Genomic DNA, 12,334 nt, shown 5'->3' on the forward strand with positions numbered 1-12,334 from the left:
TTCCGGCACTGGCGGACGTGACGTGCGCGATCGTCTTCAGCGCTTTGCCGATCGTGTACGTCGCTTGCTGTGTTTGGTCGGCGAAGACGACTTCGCCGGGGAAGGACGTCTGCTGATAGCCGTCCTTTGAAACGCTGACCGTATACGTGTCGGGGGCCAGCGAGAGCATGATGAAATGACCGGTTGTATCCGTCGTCGTTGTTGCCGATTGCGACGGCGACACCGCCTGCACCTTAGCTCCTGCTACGGGTGCCCCAGTGTTGTCGCGCACGGTGCCGGAGATGTTGCCGGTGACGCCTGCCAGTGCCCATGTTCCCTGGACAAGCATAGTCACCAACACCAGTACGGCGACCAACGGTCGACGGAGGGATCCAATGTTCTTCAATTTTTTACCCTCGGTCGTGACGTGTGATATTGCGCCACGCCGGGGCTGGCCGGAGGCAGACTTTACCTCAGGCAAAACTCAGGGTGACGCAATTGCGGCACTTTCCTGAGACAAAGGTCCGCTCCTTTAAGTTCTATTAGCTTAGCTTTATGGAGATATTCACGAAATCTCAAAGGGCCGTTAAGCCGTAACGGCGAGGCGTTCCGAAAGCAAGCGCGGGATCTCCGACGGCCGGTCGGCGACGGGAACCCCGGCGGCCTCGAATGCCGCGATTTTACTCTGGGGCGTACCGAAGTTGCCCGAGATGATGGCTCCGGCGTGCCCCAGGGACTTGCCCGGAGGCGCGTTTCGGCCGCCGATGAAGGCCACAATCGGCGTTCCCGGCATGTGCTCGCGAATGAATGCCGCCGCATCCTCCTCGTCGGAGCCGCCGATCTCGCCGCAGACGACCACGGCCGTGGTTTCAGAGTCGTTCTTAAACTCGCGCAGACAGTCAACGAACGTCGTCCCGATGATCGGGTCGCCGCCGATGCCGATGCAGGTCGACTGGCCGATGCCGGCTCGCGTGAGAAGGTCGACGACCTCGTAGGTCAGCGTGCCCGAGCGGGAGATCAGACCGACGTTGCCCGGGGTGAAGACGTGACCCGGCATGATGCCGATCGAGGCTTTTCCGGGGGAGACCAAGCCCGGGCAGTTCGGGCCGATGATTCGCATGCCGGGCGTCGTGCCCACGACCTTGAGCATGTCGTGAACGGGAACGCCTTCGGTGATGCAAACCGCAAACGTGATGCCGGCTTCGTAGGCCTCGTAGAGCGCATCGGCGGCAAAGGGCGGCGGCACGAAGATACACGTATGCGTCGCGCCGGTCGCTTCGACCGCGTCCTTTACGGTATCGAAGACGGGCAGGCCGTGAGGCGTCTTTTGGCCGCCTTTGCCGGGGGTCACGCCGCCGACGATGTTGGTTCCGTACTTCACCATGCGGTCGGTGTGATACGACCCTTCCGATCCGGTGATGCCTTGAACGATGACCTTACTGTTCTTATCTAAAAAAATCGACATTACTGTGCTAGCTCCACGGCTTTCTTAGCGCCTTCGTCCATCGTCTCGACCGGCGTCATGTTGTTGTCGGCGAGAATCTTTCGCCCTTCGGCCTCGTTCGTGCCGGTCAAGCGGATGACGAGCGGAATCTTCCGCGACGTCGTCTCCTTCATAGCCGCAACGATGCCTTTGGCAACTTCGTCGCCGCGCGTGATGCCGCCGAAGATGTTCACGAAGAACGACTTCGCCCCGGTATTGTTCACCACGAGCTCGTAGCAGTTGCGCACGCGCTCGGCGTTTGCACCACCGCCGACATCGAGGAAGTTGGCGATCTTGCCGCCGGCGTTCGTCACGGCATCCATGGTGGCCATCGCCAAACCTGCGCCGTTGGCCATCGTGCCGACGTTGCCGTCGAAGCGGCGGAAGTTACGGATTCCTAATCCCGCTTTGACGGCGAGTTGTTCGTCTTCGTCGAGCGGAAGGTGCTTTTGCCACTCCGCAAACTCCGGATTGCGGAACAACGCGTCGTCGTCCAGCTCGACCTTTGCATCGGATGCGAAGACGCGGCCCTCGGATGTCAGCACGAGCGGATTGATCTCCACGAGCTTCGCGCCGTAACGGAAGAACAGGTCGTAGAGCGCGCCGACGATCGCCGGCAGCTGCTTGCGATACCCCGGATCGAGCTCCGATTCGAACGCGAGCTCGCGGCCGATAAACGGCGAGTACCCGATCGCGGTATCGACGTAGAACTTTGCAATGGAGTCGGGATGCTTCTCGGCGACTTCTTCGATGTCCATGCCGCCGAAACGGCTGACCATGATCACGGGCTTCTTCTGCGTGCGGTCGATGGCGATCGCGCAGTACGCCTCTTTGGCGATCGGCAGCTTCTCTTCAACCAGCAGCGATTTGATTTCTTCGCCTTGCGGGTTTTGGCGATTACCCGGCATCGGCGTCGCGAGGATGTCCGTCGCGACGGCGCGCCCTTCGTCGGCGGTATTGGCAAACTTGATCTTACCGGCCTTACCGCGGCCGCCCATGAGCACCTGAGCTTTGACGACCCATTCGCCCACGGTCTTTTCGATATGCTCCGCAACCTCGTTCGGCGTAAGCGCGTGCCCGCTCCGCGGCACGGGAATGCCGGCCCGCTTAAAGAGCTCTTTGCCCTGGTACTCCATCAAATTCATAGCCGCCCTCGATTCGATTAGGCCGTCGCGGTGCCCCTTGTAGCTTTAGTCGCAGTTGCTAGTCTAGCTTGCCCAGCAGCGACCGCGAGATGATGAGCTGCTGGATCTCCGAGGTCCCTTCGTAGATTTCGGTTATCTTGGCGTCGCGATAGTGGCGCTCGACCGGAAACTCTGTCGTATAGCCGTAGCCGCCGTGAATCTGCAGCGCTTCGGCCGCGTGCTTGCGCGCCGCAGTCGAAGCGAAGAGCTTGGCTTTGCTTGCTTCAACCGCAAACGGTTTACCGGCATCGGCCAGCGACGCGGCTCGATAGACCAACAGCCGCGCTGCGTCGAGATCCGTTGCCATCTGCGCGATCTTGAACGAAACGCCTTCGAAACCGCCGATCGGCTTCCCGAACGCGGTCCGTTCTTTTGCAAACTGCACCGATTCGTCCAAACACGCCGCGAGTATTCCGGTCGCTTGCGCCGCGATGCCGATGCGACCGGCAGTCAGCGCCTGCATCGCGTTACCGAAGCCGTCGCCTTCGTTTCCGAGCAGCGCGTTACCGGGGACGCTCACGTCGTCAAATGCGAGATCTACCGTATTGCTCGTGTGGATGCCGAGTTTCTCCGTCACTTTTTCGACGACGATGCCCGGCGATTGCGCGTCGACGATAAACGCACTCACACCTTTTGCGCCGGGACCGCCGGTGCGAAACATAGCCATGATCCCGCCGGCGTGGCTCCCGTTCGTGCACCACTGCTTGCGACCGTTGAGCAGGTATCCGGCGGCGGCGCGTTTCGCAGATCCGCGAATGTTCGCCGCGTCGGAGCCGGCGTCGGGCTCGGTGAGCGCGAACCCCGCAATAACGTCGCGGCCGGCAAACTGCGGAAGCCAGTGACGTTTCTGCTCGTCGCTCCCAAGACGCACCACCGCCGAGCAAATCATCGCGTGCACCGACACCGTAACGGCCGTGCCCGCGTCGACGCGCGCGAGTTCTTCGATCGCTAGCGCATACGAAACGTAGTCGGCGCCGGCGCCCCCGAACTCTTCGGGAATGATGATGCCCATGATGCCGGCTTCGGTCAGTTTGGCGTACAACGCGCGCGGGAAGACGCGCTCGCGATCCCACTGCGCGATATGCGGAGCAATCTCGCGCTGCGCGATCTCGGCTGCCAGCGCGCCGATCTGTCGCTGTTCGTCGGTAAGCTCGAACTGAGTTCGCTCGGCGCTGAGCACGTTTTAGCCGACGCGAATCAGGACGGCATCCCCTTGGCCGCCGCCCGAACAGATCGTCGCAATGCCGTAACCGCCGCCGCGCTTGCGCAGCTGATTGATGACCGTCCCGATGATGCGCGCGCCCGACGCGCCGATCGGATGTCCCATTGCGACCGCGCCACCGAACTTGTTGATCTCGGTTTCATCGAGCCCCAAGTTGCGCGCCGACGTGATGGCGACCGCGGAGAACGCTTCGTTGATCTCCCAGACCGCGATGTCTTCGTGACGAAGCCCGACGCGATCGAGCAGCTTCGAGGCCGCCATCGCCGGCGTGAGACAGATGTAGGGCGAATCCCACGCGACGGTAGCGTGCTCGACGATCGTGGCGAGGGCTTCGTGGCCGCGCTGTGCGGCCCACTGCGCGTCGGCGAGAATCAACGCTGCGGCACCGTCGTTAACGCCAGGCGCGTTGGCGGCGGTAATCGTTCCGTCCTTTTCCAGGGGCTTGAGTTTGCCCATCGCTTCGAGGCTTGCGTCGCCGCGAACGGATTCGTCACGATCGACGACGGTATTCGGAACGTCGCCCGTGACGAACGGCGCGTACTGCTCGTACTGCATGGTAAACTGCGCCGACGGCTCGTGATCCCAGATGCGGTTGGCGGCACCGACCGAAGCGGGAACGCGAACGTCGCCTCGCTGCGGCAGTTTGTCGACGACGACTTTGCCTTTTGCCTTCGAGGCGACGCGCACCGGAACGATCTCGTCGGCGAAGTGGCCTTTCGAGTGCGATTCGTGCGCGCGCCGGTGGCTTTCGTACGCGAAGCGATCTTGCTCGTCGCGCGTCATGCCCATTTCACCGGCGACCCTGCTGCCCTGCGTCGACATCGCCATCGGGAAATATTGATCCCATAACCCGTCGTAGATCATTGCATCGACGAGCGCGCCGTCGCCGAACCGATAGCCGAACCGAGCGTCGCGCAAGAGATAAGGGGCGTTCGACATCGATTCCATTCCGCCGGCGGCAACGACGTTGTTGGCGCCCGCATTGATCGACCGCATCGCACCGACGACCGCGAGCAGCCCCGAAGCGCACACCTTGTTCACGGTTTCGGCGGTCACGGTCTTCGCGAGGTTCGCTTTGAACACGACTTGGCGCGCGGGATTTTGGCCGACGCCGGCCTGAAGCACTTCGCCGAAGATGGCGTGTTCGACGTCGGAGGGATCGACGCCGGAGCGTTCGATGGCGGCGGCAAGTGCGACCGCGCCCAAGCTTGTTGCGCCTAACGGTGCGAGTGCGCCCCCGAGCTTACCGAACGGGGTGCGGGCCGTCGACAGCACGACGGCCTTGGAATGGATCTGAGTCATAGCGTTTTGTCCTTCTCTAATGAAAGGCGCTTGGCCCCCCAAACGGTTGCGGCGTTAGTCGTCGTCCGGAGGCAGATTCGAAGGCGGTCGCGTGAGGAAGTACGACGCCGGTTTCTTCGCGGGAATCGTCACGAACGCGCGCGGCGTCTGATGGAAGTCGAAGACGTCGAGCATGCTGTTGGCGCGCTGGTCCGTGTAGCCACCGGCGGTAGAACCGAGTACGGGTAGACCGAAGACCTCTTCTACGAGCTTCACGACGCTGCCGAATTCGTATTGCGTGTGCGCGACGTAACCGGCTCTGGCGTACGGCGAGATGACGATGCACGGAACGCGTATGCCCAGCCCGCGGTAGTCGCGGTGCGGAGGCGGCAGGTCGTCGTACCATCCGCCCCAATCATCCCACAGCACGACGATAGCCGTACTCTTCCAATCGGGGCTCTTGCCGATCGTGTTGACGACCGCAGCCACCCACGACGGGCCCGTTTGTCCAAATCCGGGATGGTCGGAATCGATTGCGTCGGGAATCACCCACGAAACTGATGGTAAATGCCCGTCGCGCGCGTCGTAGATCGCGCGGGTCTGCGGTGAGCTGACGTTACGCGACCAATCCGGGCCGTAGCGCACGTTTTTGATCGCACTGAACTCAGACCAAATGTTCCCGCCGAACACCGATACCGCGGGTGCATAATACTTCCACGAGACTCCGGCGGCATCGAGTGTGTCGGCCAGCGTACGGAACTGCGTAAAGCATGGAAACGGTCCGCCGCCCACGCTTTCGTGACGCGCCGAGTTGAGAATCGACGTCTTCGTGCCGGCCGGCGCATCGCAGCCCCAAGGCTGCGCGAACGGCGTATCGACTTCGGAGATCGACGGCGAAAGACTCGCGGTCCCGGCGATGAGGTCGAGATGCGCGGTGAAGCTGTTGCCGAACATCGTCGGAAACATGTGGTCGGCCAAGACGTAGCTTTTGGCCATCGCCCAATACGGCGCCACTTCGCTGGGATTCACGTACGAATACACGTAGTCGCCGACGGCGTCGTGACGCGTACAGTCGTAGTGGTTTCGATCGAAGCCGTCCATGCGGCCGCCGTCATAATCTGCCAGCGCCTCCGACCATTGGTTCGTCAGGCAAGGTCCAACGAGTCCGACCGGGTGCAGCATCACCTTCCTACCGTCGTGCGTGCGCCCGTACCTCGCGAACTCCGAGTTCGGAAAACCGTAAAAGAGATTGTCGAACGTGCGGTTCTCCTGAACGATGATGACGATGTGCTTGAGATACTTCCCGGGACCGAGGACCGAGCCGGAAGCAACGGTCGAGACCGGCGCAACGACCGGTGCTACCGGCGTCGCGCTGCACGAACTTGCGAACGCCGCCACGCAAAGGAGCGCGAGCAGTTTGCGCAACGTCATTCGGTGTCCAACGGCAGATTCGAGGGTGGAAGCGCGATGAAGAAACTGGGCGGATGCGTGACGCGGACGGGAACGTACCGTCGCGGTTGTTGTGAGAAATCGAAAACGTCGCCGACGCTGGCTGCGCGAACGTCGCTGGTACCGAGCCTCCCTAGTTGCCAGTTATCTTCGACGAAACGCAGAATGCTGCCGAACTCGTACTGCGTGTGCGCCACGTAGCCGCTGCGCGCATAGGGCGATACCACGATTGCCGGCACGCGAAAACCGAGTTGGCCAAAATCGAATTGACGTGGGGGCACGTGGTCGTAGAGCCCTCCCCAATCGTCCCAAATGATAAAGATGGCGGTCGACTGCCAGTACGAGCTTTCGCCGATGGCGTTGACGATGCTGCCGATCCAGTCGGGCCCGTAGTCGTGCGGTATTCCGGGATGGTCCGAGTAGTCCCCAGTCGGAATCACCCACGACACGCTGGGAAGTTTTTGATTTTTGATGTCGCCGAAGAGTTTGGTCTGTGGATCTACGACTTTGGTACCCCACTCGTCGCCGTAACGCACCGCGCGAATCGCTTCAAACGGGTTCCAGGGATCGTACGGCGTGCTGTGATAGTAGCGCCAGCTCACGTGTTTGCGATCGAGGAGATCGCGCAAGGTCGCATAGCTGTAGCACGGAAACGGACCGCCGTATTTCAGGAAGGCGCCGGCGCGAGTCACGAGCGACGTTATCGTGTTCTTGGAGGCGTCGCATCCCGGGGGGCCGCCTCCGATCGGGCTGTCGACGATCGCGTCGTTGGTGTTGATTTGCGTGCCGCCGGCGATCAGATCTTGATGCGCGATGGTACTGTCGCTGCCGGCGGTCATAAACATGTGGTCGGCCAATACGTACCGCTTGGCCAACGTCCAATACACGGCGATCTGCTTTGGATCCACATATTGATACGGTGCTAGCTGCGGTTTTCCATAGTTGCTCGCGACGATACCGAACCCGTCCATCTTGCCGCCGTCGTAATCAATACGATAGGAGTTATAGTTGTGCGGAACGTCGGCAGCGGCGAGCAGGCCGGCCTTCGTCAATGGAACCGTTGTGACGGTAGTGCCGGTGCGCAGCCGCCCCTGCATCGTGCCCTCGGCACGTGGGAACGTTGCGAAGAAGTTGTCGAAACTGCGGTTCTCTTGAATGAGGATCAAGACGTGCTGGATCTTCTTTGGGGGCGCCGCCGGCGAGCGCGCGCCATTTGCCGCCGAGGGCTGTACCGGCACGAAAGGCGCCGACGCGCAGCCGCCGGTAAAAGCGACAAGCGCGGCAAGCGCACACCAACGTACGGTAGTCATCCGTGACTCACCACGACGGGACAGCTTTCGCATTCGAACTGAATCGTCACGTGCGCTATGCCGAAGTGCTCGCGCAAGCACTCGTCGATCGCGCGTAGGATGGCGTTCGCTTCGCTGAGCCGGCGGTCGTCGAGCAGTACGTGCGCCGAAAGCGCGTGCGAGCCGCTGCCGATCGACCAGACGTGCAAGTCGTGCACTCCCGTGACGCCGGCAATCTCCGAGATGTGCTTGGAGACCGCGACGTCGTCGAGGCCGCGCGGCGTGCTTTCGAGCAGCACGCTGGTTGCATCGCGCATCACGCGCAGCACGCCGACCACGATAATGACCGCGACGAAGAGCGACAGCGCCGGATCGATCCAGGCGTGGTGCGTGAGCGCGATCGCGATGCCGCCGGCGATCACGGCCACGGCGCCCAACGCATCGCCGAGCACGTGAAAGAGCGCGGCGCGCACGTTGAGGTCGCGATGCGCTCCGTTGAGGACGAAACCCACGACGGCATTGCAGAAGAGGCCCACTCCGGCGACCGCTGACATGATCGCGGGCTCCGGCTGAACCGGCTCGGAGAATCGGCGCGCGGCGAAGTAAACGATCGCGATCGTAGCGACGAGCAGGATCGTACCGTTGAGGAGCGCGCCTAGGACTTCGATCCGTCCGTAGCCGTAGGTTCGCTTTCGATCGGCTGGCCGCTCCGCACCGATTGCCGCCAGCAGTGCCAATCCAAGCGCGAACAGATCCATCGTTACGTGAACCGCGTCGCCGGTTAAAGCCAGGCTGCGCGACGCATAGCCGCCCCAAAACTCGAGTAGCGCGACGAAGGCGGTAACGGCGATTGCGAGACTGAGACTGCGGCGGACCGTCACCGAAGCACCGCTTTTAGGCGCGCAGCGCTTTGAGCGCGAGCGTTGCCAGCATCGCTCCGAACGTGGCGAATGTGTTGCTTTCCGCCTTGGCGATCACGTCGGCGCGCCACTCGCCCGCGCCGTCGGGCATCGGCTCGAGTTGCGGCACCACCGGTGGAACGCGTTCGCAATAGCGCTCGAACTTCTCACCGAATTTTTCGCGCAAGAACTGCTCTTCGTGCGGAACGATCGTCGCGTAGACGCCGATCATCGAGCCCAGCGCGCCGGCGATGAGACCGAGCCGCGCGAGAGCCGAGTTCTTGCCGGTAAACGCGATCGCAAAACCGGCGGCGGTGATGAAGTTGCCGACGTAGAGCGGATTGCGCACGTACGCATACGGTCCCGCGGTCACGAGCTTTGGCGCCTCGACGGCGTCGCCGCGCGTGGTCACGCCCGAATACCCGACCGCCCAACAGCGCAGCAGCTCGCCGGCGATGGCGATCGGCAGACCGACGGTGATGCTGAACGCACTCGGTTTCCCCAGTGCGGCGAGCGCGACCGCCGGCACGGCGAGCAACGCGCCGCGATTCTTAAAAACGAAAGCTTCGAGGCTCTCCGAATCGTCCATCGCCGTGGCTTACGACGCGACGGCGTACGCCGCCTCGTAGACGTCGCCCAGCGAGCGTCCAAGCATAATCTCAGGTTCCCAGCCCGTGCGTTCCCGCAGTTTCTCAGCGCTTCCGACCAGCAGCGGTACGTCGCTGGGCCGCATCCGCGCGGGATCCTCTCGGATCTCGACGGGGACGTGAGCGATCGTGACGAGCTCGCGCAAAACGTCGCGGATCGTCACGGCGTTACCGCTGCAGACGTTATAGATTCCGCTTCGCTCTCCGTCGCGTGCCAGCGACACGTAGGCGCGCACGACGTCGCGTACGTCGAGAAAGTCGCGCGCCGCTTCGAGATTCCCGACCAAGAGTACCGGCGGAGCACCACGCGCGATCCGCGCGAGCTGCGACGCAAACGACGGCACGACGAAGCGATCGCTCTGACCCGGCCCGATGTGATTGAACGCCCGCGCGACGACGACGTCGAGTTTTAGGCTGCGCGCTTCGCCTAAGAGAAGGGCCTCGGCGGCGGCCTTGCTGGCGGCGTAGGGATTGGCCGGCCGAGGATCGAGCGACTCCCGCAGCGGAAACTCGCGCGCCTCTCGCGGGCCGTAGATTTCGGCCGAGCTCGTAAAGATCAGCCGCGGCATCGTTCCGTTCGTTTGCGCGTATTCGCGAATCGCTTGTGCGACGCGTGCGGTACCGATGACGTTCGTACGATACGTCGCTTCAGGCGACGCGAGCGAATCGGGAACGAACGTCTGGGCCGCGAGGTGAAAGACGTGCGTCGGACGGGTTGCGTCGAGCGCGTCGCGGATTGCCGCACCGTCGGTGACGTCGAACGCCGGCGAAAAGCTCTCGTCGCCGGCGTCGCGCAGCGCCGTTATCAGGTGACGCCCGACGAATCCCGACGCTCCGGTAACGAGCGCGCGCACGTTGCTTATCCTAAACGCGCGCGTTTTCGGCGAGGCGGTCGATGTCGGCTTTGACCATCATCTCGACGAGCTCTTCAAAGCTCACCTGCGGCTCCCAGCCGAGTTTTGCCTTCGCTTTGGCGGGATCGCCAACGAGCACGTCCACCTCCGCGGGTCGAACGAACCGTGGATCGACGATGACGTACGGTTCATATGAACCCAGCCCGGCAGATTCGAACGCGATGCGAACGAACTCGCGTACGCTGTGGGTGCGGCCCGTTGCGATTACATAATCGTCAGGTTCGGGCGCTTGCAGCATCATCCACATCGCCCGCACGTAGTCACCCGCGTATCCCCAGTCGCGCTGCGCTTCGAGATTTCCTAAGCGCAGATCTTTGGCGAGTCCCATCTTGATACGCGCCACGCCGTAAGTGATCTTACGCGTGACGAACTCTTTTCCTCGGCGCGGCGAATTGTGGATGATGAGCTCGCCGACACCGGCATGAAATCGCTCGCTTTCGGTCGTCAGATCGTACAGCCAGCCATCGTAATGCGGTTGCTCCACGATCCGCTTGACTTCGCCAAGCTCTTTGCGCAAGTGCGCGCCCTTATCGCCAACTCTATTCGGCGAACGAAGATTGATGGAATAAAACGGCCCCGGGCGGTCGGGAGGCCCCACGTCGACGTTGAGAACGCACTCCTGGTTGAGGGCCTTGCGCGCCATCCACCAGAGCCCCATTGCCAACGTCGGCGAATTCGTCTTGAAGTTTTTGTAGCGGTGTTTTATCTTTGGATTGGCCTTGAGGCCGTCCGTCGCGTTGTAACCTTCCAGAAACGCTCGCCACAGCAGTTCGTCACCATTGAGGATCAATCGCGGCACGCGCTTATGGCCTTCGCTTGTATAGCACTCCGCGCGCAGCCACTCAATAAAACGCGGAGCACCATTCAAGGCGAGAGCTCCAGTTACTTTACCGGGGACAAACCCGGATTGCACCGGCGCGTAGGTCGTGTATCCTGAAGTCTCCGACTTCCAAAGCTTCGAAAACTGCTCCCGTAGGCCCGCATCTGAGTTTATAAAACGCCCGTGGACCTGACCACTCGGGCTTATTGAAGCGTTACCATCGCCCACGAAAGCGCCCAACATCCACGCCAACTCAATAGAACAGTCGGTCGCGTTCGGGACCTCTGGAAGCTTTGCTCTTAGAACGCGCTGTCCGATCGACACATCGCGAGCGGAGCGTTCGCCGTCGTTCATAAACACCACGTGATCCGCCGTTACACTCGCTGCGCCGCAGCGCGCCTCAATACGGCGAACTCCCTTATTGTCGACAACAGGGCGGTGTTTGTATGCCGTGGACCCTAGCACGTCAACAAATCGCTCACCGTCCCAGACTTCCAATCCGGGTTCCGGCCCGAAGCTTTGGTAAACGCTACCGTTTGGTTGAACCGGAACGACTTCCTTAATCGGAAGAACGTCTATTTCACCGTTTCGGCGAATAATAACGGGTGCTTGGCCTACCAAACTTTCGTGATTAAACAGCATGCCGCTACATGCGAACATGCCGTACGACTCGCGATAGTTCACGGTGATCCAGTGGCCGTAGACTTTTGCGACGCCGTACGGGCTGCGCGGATAGAACGGCGTCGTTTCCTTTTGCGGAACCTCGACGACTTTGCCGAACATCTCGGAGCTCGACGCCTGATAGAACTTGATCTTCGGATCGACGTGGCGGATCGCGTCGAGCATACGCGTCACGCCGAGCGCGGTGAACTCGCCCGTGAGCACGGGCTGCTCCCACGATGCGGGAACGAACGACTGCGCGGCGAGGTTGTACACTTCGTCGGGTTGGAACTGAGCGATGATCGACTGGATCGAGCTTTGATCGAGCAGATCGCCCGACACGATTTCGATGTTATCGACGATGTGCTCGATGCGTTCGTGCACCTCGGTGCTCGTACGGCGCGTCATTCCGACGACGCGGTAACCCTGCGTCAAAAGCAACTCGGCCAGGTAGGAACCATCCTGGCCGGTGATACCGGTAATAAGCGCAGTTTTCTTCACTGCCAA

The 12,334-nt window shown here is 61.8% G+C and carries 11 protein-coding genes; all 11 read right to left on the reverse strand.

Features of this window, described 5'->3' with window-relative positions; translation table 11 throughout:
• Positions 1–328: carboxypeptidase-like regulatory domain-containing protein (locus tag VGG89_13005; GenBank protein HEY1977466.1), on the reverse strand; the 328-nt coding region annotated here is incomplete at its 3' end.
• Positions 329–565: 237 nt separating this feature from the next.
• On the reverse strand, positions 566–1,444 hold the full coding sequence (sucD, locus tag VGG89_13010; protein HEY1977467.1) for a succinate--CoA ligase subunit alpha: 879 nt from the start codon (positions 1,442–1,444) through the stop codon (positions 566–568).
• A complete protein-coding gene (gene sucC, locus VGG89_13015) occupies positions 1,444–2,607 on the reverse strand; it encodes an ADP-forming succinate--CoA ligase subunit beta (protein HEY1977468.1) in 1,164 nt (387 codons plus the stop codon). Before sucC ends, sucD begins: the two co-directional genes overlap by 1 nt.
• 58 nt (positions 2,608–2,665) lie before the next feature.
• On the reverse strand, positions 2,666–3,826 hold the full coding sequence (locus VGG89_13020; GenBank protein HEY1977469.1) for an acyl-CoA dehydrogenase family protein: 1,161 nt from the start codon (positions 3,824–3,826) through the stop codon (positions 2,666–2,668).
• A 3-nt stretch (positions 3,827–3,829) separates the two neighbouring features.
• Positions 3,830–5,170 (reverse strand): hypothetical protein, encoded by a 1,341-nt coding sequence (locus VGG89_13025; protein HEY1977470.1) that lies wholly within the window; start codon positions 5,168–5,170, stop codon positions 3,830–3,832.
• Positions 5,171–5,224: 54 nt separating this feature from the next.
• Positions 5,225–6,580, reverse strand: a complete 1,356-nt coding sequence (locus VGG89_13030) for an alkaline phosphatase family protein (GenBank protein HEY1977471.1) — start codon at positions 6,578–6,580, stop codon at positions 5,225–5,227.
• A complete protein-coding gene (locus VGG89_13035) occupies positions 6,577–7,908 on the reverse strand; it encodes an alkaline phosphatase family protein (protein ID HEY1977472.1) in 1,332 nt (443 codons plus the stop codon). Before VGG89_13035 ends, VGG89_13030 begins: the two co-directional genes overlap by 4 nt.
• Positions 7,905–8,768, reverse strand: coding sequence for a cation diffusion facilitator family transporter (locus tag VGG89_13040; GenBank protein ID HEY1977473.1), 864 nt, complete (start codon positions 8,766–8,768; stop codon positions 7,905–7,907). The genes VGG89_13035 and VGG89_13040 overlap by 4 nt, the downstream gene beginning before the upstream one ends.
• Before the next feature lie 13 nt (positions 8,769–8,781).
• Positions 8,782–9,375: an isoprenylcysteine carboxylmethyltransferase family protein gene (locus VGG89_13045; protein ID HEY1977474.1), complete on the reverse strand. Its 594-nt coding sequence runs from the start codon at positions 9,373–9,375 to the stop codon at positions 8,782–8,784.
• 9 nt (positions 9,376–9,384) lie between these two features.
• Positions 9,385–10,287 (reverse strand): GDP-mannose 4,6-dehydratase, encoded by a 903-nt coding sequence (locus VGG89_13050; GenBank protein HEY1977475.1) that lies wholly within the window; start codon positions 10,285–10,287, stop codon positions 9,385–9,387.
• 10 nt (positions 10,288–10,297) lie between these two features.
• Positions 10,298–12,328 carry a GDP-mannose 4,6-dehydratase gene (locus VGG89_13055; protein ID HEY1977476.1) on the reverse strand — a complete coding sequence of 677 codons (2,031 nt, stop codon included), beginning with the start codon at positions 12,326–12,328 and terminating at the stop codon, positions 10,298–10,300.
• Positions 12,329–12,334 lie beyond the last annotated feature (6 nt).

The organism is Candidatus Baltobacteraceae bacterium (genome assembly GCA_036488875.1).
GTDB lineage: Bacteria > Vulcanimicrobiota > Vulcanimicrobiia > Vulcanimicrobiales > Vulcanimicrobiaceae > JAFAHZ01.